Source organism: Virgibacillus necropolis, from assembly GCF_044793635.1.
Classification (GTDB): domain Bacteria; phylum Bacillota; class Bacilli; order Bacillales; family Amphibacillaceae; genus Virgibacillus_F; species Virgibacillus_F necropolis_A.
Genome location: NZ_CP084992.1, coordinates 2167897 through 2183912, shown reverse-complemented (window position 1 = coordinate 2183912; position 16016 = coordinate 2167897). Strand labels below are relative to the sequence as shown.

The 16016-nt window shown below is 38.3% G+C and carries 18 protein-coding genes, 1 tRNA gene and 1 other RNA gene; 3 read left to right on the top strand and 17 right to left on the bottom strand.

All coding sequences use genetic code 11. From position 1 onward, the window contains the following. Positions 1-10: 10 nt before the first annotated feature. From LG329_RS10475 to tadA, 13 genes are all read right to left on the bottom strand, one after another. Positions 11-451, bottom strand: a complete 441-nt coding sequence (locus LG329_RS10475; protein ID WP_404450783.1) for a YaaR family protein — start codon at positions 449-451, stop codon at positions 11-13. A gap of 196 nt (positions 452-647) precedes the next feature. After that, positions 648-977 carry a cyclic-di-AMP receptor gene (locus LG329_RS10470; RefSeq protein ID WP_404450781.1) on the bottom strand — a complete coding sequence of 110 codons (330 nt, stop codon included), beginning with the start codon at positions 975-977 and terminating at the stop codon, positions 648-650. Positions 978-996: 19 nt separating this feature from the next. Further along, positions 997-1629 (bottom strand): dTMP kinase, encoded by a 633-nt coding sequence (gene tmk, locus LG329_RS10465; RefSeq protein ID WP_404450779.1) that lies wholly within the window; start codon positions 1627-1629, stop codon positions 997-999. Between the two features lie 5 nt (positions 1630-1634). Then, a complete protein-coding gene (locus tag LG329_RS10460; protein WP_404450778.1) occupies positions 1635-3068 on the bottom strand; it encodes an aminotransferase class I/II-fold pyridoxal phosphate-dependent enzyme in 1434 nt (477 codons plus the stop codon). 15 nt (positions 3069-3083) lie between these two features. Continuing rightward, the gene (locus LG329_RS10455) at positions 3084-4070 is read right to left on the bottom strand and encodes a cation diffusion facilitator family transporter (RefSeq protein ID WP_404450777.1); all 987 of its coding nucleotides are present in this window, start codon (positions 4068-4070) and stop codon (positions 3084-3086) included. A 167-nt stretch (positions 4071-4237) separates the two neighbouring features. Further along, a complete protein-coding gene (locus tag LG329_RS10450) occupies positions 4238-4432 on the bottom strand; it encodes a sigma factor G inhibitor Gin (protein WP_404450776.1) in 195 nt (64 codons plus the stop codon). Between the two features lie 122 nt (positions 4433-4554). Next, positions 4555-4821, bottom strand: coding sequence for a pro-sigmaK processing inhibitor BofA family protein (locus LG329_RS10445; RefSeq protein WP_404450775.1), 267 nt, complete (start codon positions 4819-4821; stop codon positions 4555-4557). Between the two features lie 75 nt (positions 4822-4896). Beyond that, on the bottom strand, positions 4897-5112 hold the full coding sequence (locus LG329_RS10440; RefSeq protein WP_404450774.1) for a YaaL family protein: 216 nt from the start codon (positions 5110-5112) through the stop codon (positions 4897-4899). Positions 5113-5127: 15 nt separating this feature from the next. Then, complete coding sequence (gene recR / locus LG329_RS10435) at positions 5128-5724, bottom strand: recombination mediator RecR (protein ID WP_404450773.1); 597 nt, start codon at positions 5722-5724, stop codon at positions 5128-5130. An 11-nt stretch (positions 5725-5735) separates the two neighbouring features. Further along, positions 5736-6053, bottom strand: a complete 318-nt coding sequence (locus LG329_RS10430) for a YbaB/EbfC family nucleoid-associated protein (protein WP_404450772.1) — start codon at positions 6051-6053, stop codon at positions 5736-5738. A 71-nt stretch (positions 6054-6124) separates the two neighbouring features. Beyond that, positions 6125-7825 carry a DNA polymerase III subunit gamma/tau gene (gene dnaX, locus LG329_RS10425; protein WP_404450771.1) on the bottom strand — a complete coding sequence of 567 codons (1701 nt, stop codon included), beginning with the start codon at positions 7823-7825 and terminating at the stop codon, positions 6125-6127. A gap of 299 nt (positions 7826-8124) precedes the next feature. Continuing rightward, positions 8125-8390: signal recognition particle sRNA large type (ffs, locus tag LG329_RS10420), an RNA gene on the bottom strand. Positions 8391-8483: 93 nt separating this feature from the next. Beyond that, positions 8484-8957: a tRNA adenosine(34) deaminase TadA gene (gene tadA / locus LG329_RS10415; protein WP_404450770.1), complete on the bottom strand. Its 474-nt coding sequence runs from the start codon at positions 8955-8957 to the stop codon at positions 8484-8486. Positions 8958-9041: 84 nt separating this feature from the next. Between tadA and LG329_RS10410 the strand changes: the two genes are divergently transcribed. Both LG329_RS10410 and LG329_RS10405 read left to right on the top strand, forming a co-directional pair. Continuing rightward, complete coding sequence (locus LG329_RS10410; protein ID WP_404450769.1) at positions 9042-9575, top strand: isochorismatase family cysteine hydrolase; 534 nt, start codon at positions 9042-9044, stop codon at positions 9573-9575. A 120-nt stretch (positions 9576-9695) separates the two neighbouring features. Continuing rightward, positions 9696-10991, top strand: a complete 1296-nt coding sequence (locus tag LG329_RS10405; RefSeq protein ID WP_404450768.1) for a LysM peptidoglycan-binding domain-containing protein — start codon at positions 9696-9698, stop codon at positions 10989-10991. Between the two features lie 55 nt (positions 10992-11046). Here the strand turns inward: LG329_RS10405 and LG329_RS10400 are convergent, their stop codons facing one another. Both LG329_RS10400 and LG329_RS10395 read right to left on the bottom strand, forming a co-directional pair. Then, positions 11047-11562, bottom strand: a complete 516-nt coding sequence (locus LG329_RS10400) for a type 1 glutamine amidotransferase domain-containing protein (protein ID WP_404450767.1) — start codon at positions 11560-11562, stop codon at positions 11047-11049. Positions 11563-11631: 69 nt separating this feature from the next. After that, positions 11632-12069 carry an Rrf2 family transcriptional regulator gene (locus LG329_RS10395; protein WP_404450766.1) on the bottom strand — a complete coding sequence of 146 codons (438 nt, stop codon included), beginning with the start codon at positions 12067-12069 and terminating at the stop codon, positions 11632-11634. A gap of 139 nt (positions 12070-12208) precedes the next feature. Between LG329_RS10395 and hmpA the strand changes: the two genes are divergently transcribed. Further along, on the top strand, positions 12209-13453 hold the full coding sequence (gene hmpA, locus LG329_RS10390; protein ID WP_404450765.1) for an NO-inducible flavohemoprotein: 1245 nt from the start codon (positions 12209-12211) through the stop codon (positions 13451-13453). Between the two features lie 55 nt (positions 13454-13508). Here the strand turns inward: hmpA and acsA are convergent, their stop codons facing one another. Beyond that, positions 13509-15224, bottom strand: a complete 1716-nt coding sequence (acsA, locus tag LG329_RS10385) for an acetate--CoA ligase (RefSeq protein ID WP_404450764.1) — start codon at positions 15222-15224, stop codon at positions 13509-13511. Between the two features lie 601 nt (positions 15225-15825). Continuing rightward, a tRNA-Arg gene (locus LG329_RS10380) sits at positions 15826-15898 on the bottom strand. Positions 15899-16016: the final 118 nt, after the last annotated feature.

Below are 16016 nucleotides of genomic sequence, written 5' to 3'. Positions count from 1 at the left end.
TTTGAACGAACTAAGTATACAAATTGATTAATAAACCCTTAATCTCTCCAATTAACCCAAGCAAATCAACGTTTTTCTTTTCTTGATTCATCAGTTCTTCTGTCAACTCAATTAGCTTTTCATCAATTTCCTTCACGATTGATAGTTTCTGGTTACGACTTTCTAACCCAAAGCTATGTGACTGCTTAAGGTCGAGACCATTATATATCGTTTCCTGAAGAAACCCTTTTACCATTCGCTTAAACTTTACTAGATCCTTAAATGAGCGGAGTCGCGCTAGTTTATCACCTTGAACGGTGATACTCTTCATTAAAGCTTGGAGCTCTTGTGCCTTTAGCTTATGCGAATGCGTTTGCACTAGCCCATCAAATGATTGCTTACCCTCAAATGTTGATCGTGTTTGTTTGTTAGTTGCGTCCAATTGCGAACGGAGATCTTGACTAATTTTCATCAGATTATCCCCTTTGCATGCGCTTTTCTTGTCAGAGCAAACCCGCTTCTGACCAGTCGCCTACGCTTTTCTTGGCTAGCTTCGGCTCCTAGAAGCTGCCGTCATAAGCAATGAACACTACGAACGCTTAAACCCTTGCGTTCTTCGGTTCCTTGCTTATGCGTCCGCTTCTGACCAGTCGCCTACGCTTTTCTTTCTAAAATTGAAAGAATGATTCTATTGGTAAAACAAATACAGTTGCGCCACCGACCTCGACTTGTACTGGTTTCGGAATATACGAATCGGCATTGCCACCCATTGGTGAAATAGGTGCCACCATTTGTTCCCGTTGTGAGCAATTATCACGAATAACATCTAAGGCTTCGTCTAAATACTCATCTTGGCAACCGATCATTAACGTTGTATTTCCTTCCTTTAGAAAGCCTCCAGTTGTTGCAAGTTTAGTCGTTTTAAAATTTTCATCACCTAGAGCATCCACCAATCGATTGGAATCCTTATCTTGAACAACTGCAATGATTAGCTTCATCATGTAACCTCCCTATGATTTATAATTTTGATATAAAACGCTCAATCTTCTTCATGACCTGTATTTTTACCTGTTCCATTGATTGTTCTGCATCAATGACCTGAATTCGTTTTGGGAACTTTTTCACAAGTAAATGATACGCCTCATATACTTGTTCATGAAAATAAAGTTCTTCTAAGTCTAAACGGTTCTTCTCTCTATCTTTATTCGTGATGATACGCTCTAATCCCTTTTTTGGTTCAATATCAAAAAATAATGTTAAATCAGGCATACAATTTTGAATAGCAAATTGGTTGATTGTGAATACTTCTTCGATACCAAGACCTCTAGCATAGCCTTGATACGCTAGACTACTGTCAATAAACCGATCACACAATACAATTTTGCCCTGTTCTAATGCAGGTAATACTTTTTCCATTAAGTGCTGTCTTCTAGCTGCCGCATATAACAATGCCTCTGTCCGAGAATCCATTGCGGTATTTTCCGGATCCAAAATTATATGTCTGATTTCCTCTGCGATTTCAATCCCGCCAGGTTCGCGAGTCGCTAAAACATCAAACCCTTTTTCTAATAGTTCTTGTTCAATTGATTGAAGAATGGATGTTTTACCAGCGCCTTCTCCACCTTCAAGCGTAATAAAGTATCCACTCACAACGGTTATTCCCCTTTATATATATGAATTCCCTTATCTATATCGTCGTTCTGCATCCTTGCACCTTGTTGAATGAGTTCTTTCAGTAGCGCTATGTGCTTAGCTGTTATCCGCTCTCCTTTCAAAATTAAAGGTACTCCTGGAGGATAAGGAATAACAGATTCAGCAGCAATTGCCCCAACTGTTTGGTCTAACGATGCCCGGAAAGTTAAATGCTTGTTCATTTGCTTGTATTCCATTGCTAATTCCTCTATTGGTCTAGGAAAAAGCTTTCTTACATCTATTGTAGCATGGTTGTCCATTATTTTTAATTGTTCCGTAATTATTTTTAACGAGTTTCTCAAATAATCCATTCTTTGAAAATATGCAAGTCCATGAATTAGTAAAACCTGGTTGTGTGTTGCTAACTCTGGATAAATGTTTTCATCTTCAAAGGCTTTAGCAACTAAGAATCCTGATAGTCCTGGTTTAGTATGTAATGTAATTTTTAAAGGATCATCCTGGTCAGTTATCGGTAAAACATCCCATAAATTGCTTACAGAAAGAATGGATCGAACTTCTTGTACACTATTTAAAATTTCATCGATATCAGCCGGACTTTTTGTGGCTAAAAACGAACGAGCCAAATCAAGTGAGGCCATAAGCGGATAAGATGGACTGCTTGATTGAATCATTTGCAAATAATGGCCAATATGTCGTTTTGAAACATAAGGGGTTTTTATATGTAAATACGAGCTCATCGTCATACTTGAAGCCATTTTATGTGCAGACTGAACAACCAGGTCGGCTCCTAAATCCAATGCGGATGGTGGAAAAGGATCCCCTATTGAAAAATGTACACCATGCGCTTCATCAACTAATACCGGAATATCATGGTCATGCGCATAATCAATCATCGCTTTAATCGCATATGTTTTCCCATAGTAATCAGGATAAGTTAAGACAATTCCTTTTGCATCTGGATTATGATCGATTGCTTGTTTCATAGAATCGAAAGTTGGGTTTGTATAGCGATCGACAATCGTATCAAACTGTGGCGCAACAAATATTGGCCTCGCACCCGCAAGCTCTAGTCCATTCATCACGGATTTGTGGCAATTACGTTGAACAATTATTTTATCTCCGTCGGAACAAACAGAAAGAATCATAGCTAAATTACCAGCAGTACTACCGCCAACGAGAAAGAATGTATGGTCTGCACCAAAGTAATCTGCTGCGAGTACCTCAGACTCTGCAATCACGCCATCCGGGGCATGTAAATCATCCAACCCAGTCAGCTCAGTCATATCAATAGATAATATGGAGTTAAAAAATCCTTTAGCATGTTCAGGAAATAGCGTACCATTTTTATGACCTGGAACATGAAACGAAACCGGATTTTTGCTGGTGAAATTCACTATTTTTTTGTAAAGCGGTGTTTCCTTATGGTTTCGTTTCATTTTTGTACCCCTTTTTTAAGATTTATCTTCCGCTTCTTTCTTGGCCTTATTCCAGCTTTGAACTTGATCGTCAACATCAGATTCAATGATTACTTCTGTTACACCTTTTTCGTCTAAAATCTTTTTCTCAATATTATCACGAATTTTATCTGCCTCTTTTACTGTCTTGTCAGGGTCAAATTCTATTTTTAATTCAACATGCAATTCATCGCCTTCTCTGATAACCATTAATGTCCTTATGTCTTTAACATCAGGTTCCGAAAATACTAGCTCACCGATCTTTTTCTCCATATCTTCATCTGAAACACCTAAAACACCAGCAGCATTATCAAGGAAAATACGTCCCACAACATAGAACAACATAAGTCCGATGATAACTGAAGCATAACCTTCTGCTTGAATGAACGGTGTATATCTTCCAATGATAATGGCTACCATTGCGATCAGCGCACCAAGTGTAGCAACGAGGTCTTCTAAAAATACTAACTTAGTCGCTGGCTTTGCCTTACCTACGTTCTTAAAGCTCTCTGTCACGATACTAAATCCCTTTATATCATCACCAGATAAGTCCTCCGTTATCTCTTTCATCGCTTTAACCAAAACGACAGACTCCAGTATTGCAGCGACCCCTAGAACAGAGATGTTCAGCCAAAACCATGAGCCTGATTCAGGAGGTTCCATGATATGGTGAATCCCTTTTACAATCGTTTCATAAGCCAAAATTCCGACAATCAATACAGCACCAAGTAAGACTAAATTTACCAACCGCGCAAAGCCCCCTGGAAAACGGTCAGTTGGCGCCTTTTTACTTAAAGCTGATCCAATGAATACAAAAAATTGGTTAGCTGAATCTCCAATACTGTGCATCAATTCAGCAAACATCGCTACATTCCCTGTGATAAAAAAGGTAATACCTTTTATAATGGCAATAACCGCGTTCATGATACTTGCCCATAAAGCGGATCTACTACCTTTTTTTAATAGTCCTAGAAGCTCTTTCATGTTTTACTCCTTTCATCTGCTGCAAATTTTATTTCCACCCACTTATCATATTGTGCCAAACCGTCATTATCTTACTCATTAGATTACCAAGATAGGCGAAGAAAAACCATCAAATTTGCAAACAAAAAAAGCCTTTGCATACAATTACGCAGAAGGCTTATGTTTAACTATGAATATAATCTTGGTTGATTCATATTTTTTAATTTTTGTAGGTAATAATTGTACTTTTCTTCCCTTGGCTCAGTATGAATAATATTTTGTTCACATTCACAGCAGATAAAAAGTGTGTATAAATGAATTCCTCTTTCTTTTTCTTCTTCACAAATGCCACAGCATTCCATTGCAATAGTAGTTGATTTCATTTCCCCACCTCCGTTAGTTTAGTCTCTCCTAATCTAACGAATATATACATAGATTCTTTTAATCAATGAAACTTTCTAAATTAAGTATATGAGGAAATACCTGAAAATGTGTCTGTACTACACTACACAATTAGAAAAATATGAATGGCTGTCAGAGAGGCCAAACCAAAAACGCCTAAGAAACCGGCAATTGTAGTTGTAAAAAGATTAATAGGTATATGAAGGCCAATTGCACCACCAAATACATTTAAGAAAAACAAAAACAAGACACCAATTGCTAATTTCACCACACCTTGTCCAACTATACGCATAGGCTTGATTGGGGCCCCGACTAATAAAACCAATACAATCAATCCAACCAGTATAGAAATGACCAATGTTGAACTCAACATGACCTACTCCTTCCCTTGTCCCTTTTTACTACATATGAAAAGAAACAAGGAAAAAGACCAAATTATCGTATATTAATCATAACGAATGGCACTAATTTTTCGGTGCCTAGCCTCGCGAAGTAAGAATAAATATTTTGCCTGTGCAGATTTCTCTTTATTCATCACTGTGGTGGTTGGCTCAATACTTTTCGCAACAATTGATTCTATACTCTTCCATTCTCGTTCTAGAACAAAAATTGTATCAAGCAGCTTTTCATCAACGTGCTTTTTTTTGTGTTTTTTTCCCATGCTCTCACCTAACTCCTACAATTCTCTTCGTCCCTCTAGCGCTTTAGATAAAGTTACTTCATCTGCATATTCCAAGTCGCCGCCAACTGGTAACCCATGAGCAATTCGTGTTGTACGAATGCCAGATGGTCTGACTAAGCGTGAAATATACATCGCCGTTGCTTCCCCTTCGATGTTTGGGTTTGTAGCTAGAATTAATTCGTCTACATCTTCTTTCTTTAGACGATTAATTAAATCAGGTACGTTAATATCCTCTGGACCAATACCATCCATAGGTGAGATAGCACCGTGAAGCACATGGTACTTCCCTCTGAAATCCTTCATTTTTTCCATTGCGATTACGTCCTTTGGATCCTGTACCACGCAAATAATCGATTGATCACGTGATTGATCCTGACATATCGAGCATGGGTCCTGGTCTGTTATATGACCACAGTTAGAACAATGTGTAAGCTCACGCTTTGCATTTACTAATGAATTAGCAAAATTAAGTACATCATCATCCTTCATATTAATAACAAAAAAAGCCAGTCGGACTGCAGTTTTCGGTCCGATCCCTGGCAATTTTGTAAAGCTGTCAATCAGTTTAGAAATCGGTTCTGGATAATACATCAAGGTGCCTCCTAGAACATTCCTCCAGGCATATTCATTCCTTTTGTGAATTGTCCCATAGTATCGTTTGTTTTATCTTCAATTTGCTTTAGTACATCATTTGTTGCAGCTAGGATTAAATCCTGAAGCATATCTAAATCATCTGGATCCACAACTTCTTCTTTAATCTGTACATCTGTAATTTCCTTTTTACCATTAGCTGAAACAGTTACCATTCCACCGCCAGCTGATGCTTCAAACGTCATTTCTTGTAATTCATCTTGTGCTGCCATCATTTTCTTTTGCATTTTCTGCATTTGTTTCATCATGTTTCCCATATTACCTTTCATTGTAACTCCTCCTAATATGTTTGTTTATTTTCTAGCTGCGGCTCCTAGAAGCTGCCGCCTCCGCTTTTCTATTAATCATGTATCTCTAACAAGTCATCACCAACAAGTTTTCGTGCTTCCTCTACAAGCGGATCAGCAGTTTCTTCTTGTTGATTGGTTGTATTTGTTTCTTGTTTATTTATATATTCATTTCGTAATTCCTGCCAATTATTCTCTGGTATAGGAATAATCGTTAATTCTTTTCCAATTGATTTTGCTAAAACTGATTCAACGGTCTCCTGATTGTCTAAAAACAAGGAGCAATGTATTTCATATTTAAATGCAACAACGAGGGCTTTATCTGATGCTGCAGCAGGTTTACTATCTTGAATCGTCGCATGGGCAGGTGCATTTGTCGTCTTTAACGCATTTAAAAATGACCCCCACTGAGATTGAACTTGTTTTAATGAAGCCTTCTCAGCTGCCTGTAAGACGTGACGAATTTTTTCATAAGGCGTTTTATAACCGTTTTTAGATGCTCTAGGTTGTGTTCGCCTCGTTTCTTTAGGTGAAGCAGTGTTAGTTGCAGGTGTCTGGTTTTTCCACTTTTGCAGCTCTTTTTCAAGCATATCCACTTTGTTTGCCAGTTTGTGAAGCGCTTCATCATTAACCGCTGTGTGTACAGATTCCGTGTTCGCAACTTGCTTTGTCTCGTTCATTGATAGACTTAAAATTGCAATTTCGATAAAGACTTTCGGACTGTTACTCCATTTAATCTCTTGTTGACATTGATTCAGTTCCATAATTGCATGTTGAATCCAATCAACAGTCACAAGCCCTGCTAGTTCTTTAAATCGATCATCAATCATGGCTCGCTCTAAAATACCCTCAAGTGATGGGGCACTCTGATAAAGCAATAGATCCCGCAGGAAATAAATAAGATCAAATACAAATCTTCCTGGATCTTTTCCATTTTGAATTATATCGTCTAAAAGTTTTAATGCCTTTTGTACATTTTGTTCATACATTTCTTGAACGATATCCGTTAGAACTTGTTGTGAAACGCCTCCTGTTACAGCAAGAACATCTTGTAATGTAACACTTTCTCCACTATACGATATTGCCTGGTCCAGGATACTTAGCGCGTCACGCATTCCACCCTCAGCTGCTAAAGCTACTGTTTCAAACGCTTCTGGTGAAACAGAAACTTGTTCCTGTTCCATAATTGCATGCATTCTTTCCACGATTGCTTGACTTGATATTGGCTTGAAATCAAATCGCTGACACCTTGAAATAATGGTTAATGGAATTTTGTGTGGTTCCGTTGTCGCTAGAATAAACACTACATGCTTTGGTGGTTCCTCTAGCGTCTTTAATAATGCATTAAAGGCATTAACAGATATCATATGTACTTCATCAATAATGTACACTTTGTAGGGAACGACACTTGATGCATATTTTACCTTGTCACGAATTTCACGAATATCTTCAACACTTGTGTGTGAAGCAGCATCCATTTCAATGATATCCGAAATCGATCCATTCTGGATACCACGACATGCCGCACATTCATTACAAGGCTCTCGAACGGGTGCTTTTTCACAGTTAATCGTTTTGGCGAAAATTTTTGCAGCACTCGTTTTTCCAGTTCCGCGAGGGCCTGAAAAAAGGTATGCATGCGAAAACTTTTCCTGCTCAATCGCATTTTGCAATGTACGTGTTATATGTGATTGTCCCACAACATCCGTAAAATTCTTCGGACGCCATACGCGATATAATGCTTGATAGCTCATAATGGCTGTTCCCCTTTATTATTTCTATCTAATTATACCCGAATTAGGGGGTGAATGTGAACCATTGAGGTAAGTTTATTGTAACTTAATTTAAAAAAGCGCAAGCGCCTTGGTCAGCCCCGACAAGTTTAAGACGAATCTCTTCGTGATGATTTTTATCACAAAGAGATTTGACTTAAAACCTCGAGGGGCTAGGCGCTGGAGCTAGACAGATAAACGCCAAAGTTTTATGCTTTCTTTCCTTGTAAAAAAAGCCTTTGCCAGTTAATACTGACAAAGGCTTTGCTGTTTATGTAATACCGTGCACCTACCATCGATATGGCGACCCTATGCGTTACATAAGTTCATGGCTCGGCCTAGGCTTCCCTGCGGCACACGGGAATGATCACTTACTGCTGCTTCCTTCCGGACCTGACAGAATTCATGAGTTCCCATTGCGCAGGACCTGAGCGTCAACACCAATCCCTTACGGCAGACCATAATGTCGTCATACCTCAGGTAGGAATTCAGTCCCGCTATAGCGGATTGCGAGTACAGGGCACCGCTACCTCCCCACCTAGCACGGCAAGTTCCATTATAACTAGTTTGGGTTAAGATTGCAATAGGAAACCGGGTAAGAATCAGGCTTGTGAAATAATGGCAGATGATATACCAACTGTCATTCTGTTTTTCGACCGTTTCGCTTCCTCATTCGCAGCTTTTGGAAGAAGTTAGTCAGCAATTGGCTGCATTCTTTTTCCATTACCCCGGTCGTAAGCTCTACTTGATGGTTAAAACGGTTATCATTCAATAAATTCATTAAAGATCCCGCACACCCTGCTTTCGGATCAAAAGCACCAAATACAACACGCTTGATTCTTGATTGAACGATAGCACCGGCGCACATCGGGCATGGTTCTAACGTGACATACAGTGTGCAATCCTCCAAACGCCAGCTTCCAATTTTTTCATTGGCTTCCTGAATTGCGATTAATTCAGCATGGGATAATGTAGACTGTACTGTTTCACGAACATTATAACCAGTTGCGATAACCTCATCTTTAAAGACAATCACAGCACCAATCGGCACTTCATTTTTTTCTTTTGCATGTAATGCTTGTGCTATCGCTTCCTGCATATATACGTCGTCCATGATCAATCACACCGCCTTAAAAAGTTTTAAAAATCCTGTTTAGGATAAGAATAGTATAAGAACATACAGAGAAGGAGCATATTCATGGAACAATCCTTGCAAAATACTGCTGTTATTTTTATTGACATTATTAATGATTTTAACTTCGAACGTGGAGAAAAACTAGTCGAGCATACAATAGAAATTTTACCATATTTAAAAAAACTTAAACGGTATGCCAAGGATAATGATGTCCCTGTCATTTATGTTAATGATCATTATGGCATGTGGCAAGCAGATTATCATATGCTAACGGATCATTGTAAAAATGAAATGAATCGAGAAATAATCGAAGCAATGAAACCAGATGATGATGATTACTTTTTAATTAAACCCAAGCACTCTGCCTTTTTCCAAACTCCGCTACAGTCGCTATTGTTTCAACTTGGCAAAAAAAACCTTATATTAGCCGGTATTGCTGGTGACATTTGTATTTTGTTCACAGCTAAGGATGCTTATATGTATGAGTACTCGCTTCAGGTACCTGAAAATTGTACAGCTTCAAATGAAAAACAAGGTAATGAATACGCCTTATACTTGATGCGATCGGTTATGAATGCAAAAACAGAGCCTTTATAACGGTGCTACTGCTGGACCTAAGCAAATAAGCACAAAAATTTTATACATTTTTATACAAGCATATATCTGCAACCCTTTTCATACCTTGATAATAGACATCGGTTAGAGGAGGGTTTATTTATGCAGATTCATGTTGTAAAACAAGGGGATACAATTTTTAACATAGCAAATACATACAACACGCCAATGGAAACAATTATTAATGCCAACGAATTAGATGCACCAGGTACGCTTGTAGTTGGGCAGGCACTCGTGATTCCAATTGTTGGACAATTTTACTTTGTCCAAAGTGGGGATAGCTTATATTCAATTGCTCAAAAATTTGGTATACCTTATCAGGAATTAGCACAAGTTAACAATATTTCAGCTGGGAACATGCTGCCTGTGGGATTCCGATTATACATTCCAGTTCCACCTCAACCACAACCAAACATTGTTTCAAATGCATATATTGAGCCATACGGCGACACAGTATCTGATACGTTGGAAACCGCAGCCAGAAAATTATCACCATTCTTAACTTATCTAGCACCGTTTAGTTATACCATCAACCGAGATGGCACACTAAACGCTCCCCCATTAAATAATTTCAAAACGATTGCAGATAGTAACAATACAACACTAATGCTTGCTGTAACCAATCTGGAAAATGGCGAATTTAGTGCAGAACTTGGGCACATTATTTTAACGGTTCAAGCTGTACAGAACAAGCTGTTAGATAGCATTGTAAATATCGCATCAACAGTCGGTTTTAAGGATGTCCACTTTGATCTTGAGTTTTTACCACCTGAAGATCGCGAGGCATATAACAACTTTTTGCGAAAAGCGAAGGAACGCTTATCGCAGGCAGGATTACTCATGTCGACTGCTCTTGCTCCAAAAACAAGCGCAACACAAGAAGGCGCGTGGTACGAGGCTCATGATTATGCCGTACATGGTGAAATTTGTGACTTTGTCGTGTTGATGACTTACGAATGGGGCTATAGCGGTGGCCCGCCCCTTCCCGTTTCACCAATAGATGAAGTGCGTAAAGTTGTTGACTTTGCATTATCCGTCATGTCTTCTGAAAAAATTTTACTCGGTCAAAACTTATATGGCTATGATTGGACATTGCCATACGTGGAAGGTGGAGAATTAGCAGAAGCACTAAGCCCTCAACAGGCAATCACTTTAGCGCGTACACAAAATGTTGCAATTGAATACGATCAAGAAGCACAAGCCCCTTTTTTCACCTATTTTGATTCCCAGGGAAATAAACACGAAGTATGGTTTGAGGATGCTAGATCCATTCAGGCTAAGTTTGACATGATAAAGGAGCTAAATTTACTTGGCATTAGCTACTGGAAGCTAGGATTAGCATTTCCTCAAAACTGGCTACTTTTACAATCGAACTTTAACATAGTGAAAAGAGAGTAATATTTATCGATAAAGAGGCCACGTGAGTGCCTTCTCGTTCACGTGGCCTTTACATTTATTTCAATAAGTTTAATGCTTCTCGATTAAATGCTGGAATATCATCAGGTTGTCTGCTTGTCACTAATTGATTGTTGCAAACAATCACTTCTTCGTCCTTTACCTTAGCTCCAGCATAATCCATATCTACTTGAATAGATTTATAACCTGTTGCCATTCTACCTTCTAATGTTTTTGCTGTAATTAACAACTGTGGCCCATGGCAGATTGCAAATACAGGTTTTTTCACATCCATAAAATGCTTCGTAAATGCTACGAACCTGTCGTCTGCACGCAACTGATCTGGTGAAAAACCACCTGGAATGAATAATGCATCATAGTTATCTGGATTAACATCATCAATGCTTTCATCAATCGTTACTGAAGCTTCCCCATTTTTACCGGTTACTTTCTTACCTTTTTCTTTTTCAATTGATACTACCTTATGCCCAGCATCCTTGAATGCTTTAGCAGGATTTGTATATTCAACATCTTCAAACATGTCTGTAATAACACATGCTATTGTTTTAACCATCGTTATCCGCTCCTTTAGAAGTTGATACATAGATGAGTTTTCCCACCTGGTTAAAATTAAAACATTTCTTTAATTGATCCCCATTAATCTTTTTAATTGACTGCCATTGGATATTAAATCCTTAACAGTATATTGATCAAGAACTTGTAAAAATGCTTGCACCGCTTCGTTTAAAGCATGTTTTAACTTGCAGGCCGGCGTGATGACACATTGATTCCTTGATTTATCAAAGCATTCCATGATCATAAAATCATCTTCAAATTTACGAACAATTTCACCTACATTCATCTCTTCAGGTGGCTTCGCCAAACGAATTCCGCCATTTCGCCCTCTTACTGTATCCAGATATCCATGTTTATTTAACTCAAATACAATTTTACCCAAATGGTTCTGCGAAATAGAGAATGTTTCTGAAATTTCTTTTATACTAGCTAGTTGATCCGCGTCCTTTGTCCCTGTAAAGATCAACACACGTAATGCGTAGTCTGTATATTTTTTCAATTGCATAGCAATACACCTCATCAAAATCGTTAACAAAATTGTAACAGAAAATGTACTGTATTTCCTATTAAATCGTGCTATCCTTTGATTATACAAAAAACATGTATACAAAATACATGTTTAATAATTAAAGGGAGTGTTTGTTTTGGTAACAGAAACAAAAACAGGTCTAGATAAAGATACAATTGAGATAATAAAGGCTACCGTCCCAGTTTTAGAAGAGCATGGCGCAGAAATTACAAAAGTATTTTATCAACGCATGTTTGAAAACCACCCTGAACTTAAGAATATTTTTAATCAAACGAACCAACGAAAAGGGGATCAATCGAAAGCATTAGCGGATACTGTTTATGCAGCTGCCTATCATATAGATCAATTAGAAACAATTATTCCGACCGTAAAGCAAATTTCTCATAAACATAAAAGTTTAAATATAAAACCTGAACATTATCCTATCGTAGGTAAATACTTACTGCTGGCTATGAAAGAAGTGCTTGGTGACGCAGCAAATGCAGATGTGCTTGACGCATGGGAACGTGCGTATGGTGTTATTGCATCTGTATTCATTGAGATAGAAAAAAATATGTATAAAGAAATGACAGATACAGTTGGAGGATGGACAGACTTTCGTAATTTCAAAGTAACTAAAAAGGTAAAAGAAAGTGATGTCATTACATCATTTTACCTGGAACCTGCTGACAACAATCCATTCCCAGCTTTTCAACCCGGACAATATATTACTGTAAAAGCAGAAATTGAAGGAGAACCACATGTTCATTTGCGCCAGTATAGTTTATCTTGTGCGCCTGATGAAGGATATTACCGAATTAGTGTAAAACGCGAGGATGCAATCAATCATTTACCAGCCGGTATTGTATCCAACTATTTACATGAAAATTTGGATACTGGTAGCATCCTCCCAATTACTGCGCCATCTGGTGACTTTGTTCTCGATCAAACAGATAACCGTCCATTAGTATTAATGAGTGGTGGTGTAGGTCTAACTCCGATGATTAGTATGCTTGAAAGTGTTGTTAAACAGCAACCGGAACGCAAGGTATTCTTTGTTCATGCTGCACAATCTAGTAATGTCCATGCGATGCGTGATGCAGTAAAAGAAATTTCCGAAAAACATAGCCAGGTGTCATCTTATGTTATCTATGATCGCCCATCTAATGAAGATAAATTAATGAAGAACCATGACAAAGAAGGATATATTGATGAACAGTGGATCAAATCTGTTATACCAACAAATGATGCATCCTTCTATTTCTGTGGACCAGCTCCATTTATGCGCGCAATGTACCGTGTATTAAAAGGATTCGGTGTTGACGATAATGATATTAATTATGAATTCTTTGGACCAGCATCAAGCATTACCGCTGGATAGGATTATTTCATAACATTCAAAAGGGGTGCCAAGTTGGCACCCCTTTTTGAATAATCTATTCTTCTAATGTTGACGTATCGCCCGTTGGTAATCCTAGTTCCCAGGATTTCAGCAAACGGCGCATGATTTTACCACTGCGCGTTTTTGGAATGGAGTCTTTTACTTCCAATTCACGTGGTGCCGCATGAGCACTTAAGCCTGTTTTGATAAATTGACGAATTTCCTCACGTAGCTCATCTGAATCTGCATAGCCGTCATTCAGTGTAATAAAGGCCTTAATAATTTCGCCACGCTCTGGGTCCGGTTTACCAATGACACCCGCTTCTGCAACAGCTGGATGCTCAATTAGTTTACTTTCTACTTCGAAAGGACCTACTCGCTCACCAGACGTATTAATAACATCATCTAAGCGTCCTTGGAACCAGAAGTACCCATCTTCATCCATATAAGCACTATCGCCAGATACATACCATCCATTCACAAAATAACTTTCAAACTTACTTTGGTTGTTCCAAATTTTCCGCATCATTGCAGGCCATCCTTCTTTAATTGCAAGGTTACCCATTTGATTTGGTGGGAGCTTATTCCCTTCGTTATCAACAATCGCTGCTTCAACTCCAGGAATTGGTTTACCCATTGACCCTGGACGCATCTCCATAGAAGGTACGTTCACGATTAGCATCGCTCCAGTTTCTGTCATCCACCATGTATCATGGATACGCATATCAAATGCTTTCAATCCCCATACAATAACTTCAGGGTTTAGCGGCTCGCCAACACTCATTATATGACGAAGTGATGAAAAGTCATGATTTTTCACCTTTTCCTCACCAGCACTTACCAATTTCCTTAGCGCTGTTGGTGCTGTATACCAGACAGTTACATTATATTTATCAATTGTACCGTACCAATCATCTGGACTAAAGCGCCCTCCACGGACGACGTTCGTTACACCTATTAACCATGGTGCAAAAATTCCGTAGCTTGTTCCGGTTACCCAGCCAGGATCCGCTGTACACCAATAAACATCATCTTCATTTAAATCTGCAACCCATTTGCCTGTTGCATACTGTTGGACCATGGCATTGTGAACATGGTAGACGCCCTTAGGCTTACCAGTTGATCCTGACGTATAATGCAGCACCATACCATCTTCTAAATCGACCCATTCTATATTAAAATCAGTAGATGCATCCTTCATTTCATCCGCATATTGAATATATTTATCTCCTGTTTCGTTTGATTCTCCAACAAGAACAATTTTTTCAAGATCCGGTAAATCTTCCTGTGGAACACGTTTTAAAAGCTCTGGGGTTGTAATAAGCATTTTTGCTTCACTGTCCTTCAAACGGTCACGAACGGCCTGCTCCATAAATGCTTCAAACAACGGCCCAGCAATAGCACCTGTTTTTAAAATACCAAAGAATGTTACATAGAATTCAGGAGTTCGCGGTAGGAACAAAAAGACACGGTCCCCTTTATTCACATCGTAACTTTTTAGTACATTTGCAAACTGATTACTTTTCTTACGAATATCATCAAATGTTAGTTGTTCCTCTCGGTCTGGCGATGAATACAATAATGCTACTTTATCTTTTTTATCTGGATTTTCCGCATGACGATCAATTGCCTCGTACGCAATGTTTACTTTTCCAGTTTCATTCCAGCTAAAGTTCTTTTTTATAGCTTCCCACGAGAATCCCGAACGCTCTTGATCATAGTCTTGTAAATTATGATTTCCTTCTCGCGCAGGTATACGTTGCATTTCCATCCAAATCACCTCATCATCTTTTTTTGAAACCGATTACAAACATGCAATTAAAAATAATTAAACTATTTAGGTAACTATTTACTATTTTAGAACATCACGTCCGATTTTTAAAGTAATTAACATAGAATAATGTGAAAAATGCTAAACATCGCAAAACAGCCTGAGGTAAATATATAAATAACCGGAGAACGTGCAAAAGTAGATGTGGAAGTTTTTTAAGGTTTTATTTGGGAAATGAATTCGAAAGAAATGCAACCATTAAAATTGTAAAGTAAAATGACCATCAATTTGTTAATTTGATGGTCATTTTTTGCTGGTATAGTAGTATTTTCGGTTTAATATCCATTAAAATTGCAGTATAACTCGTACTCCAATTTTCGCGGACACCAGATACCTTATTTATAGAAAACAATCAATATTACGGTGTTAAACGGACACCAGGGTCCCTATTTGGAATGAATACCCCTATTTTACTTTGATATATGTTAAATAGGGGATCGTATGGCCGTATACCTGCTCAAAATCACTGTTTTAATAGAAATAGCGGATCGTATGACCGCCAGTTCCAGCTAATGAGTTTTTTGAAGGAAAGTAATAAAAGTGCCCCCGGCAGGATTCGAACCTGCGACACATAGTTTAGGAAACTAATGCTCTATCCCCTGAGCTACGGGGGCATAATTTTAACGTGCATTCTCTATTATACAAAATTTTTACCAGGATGAAAAGACTCTTCTATCTATATGGATTAGACTACTAGGTTATGATAAAATAAAGTACATCTGTCGATAATCT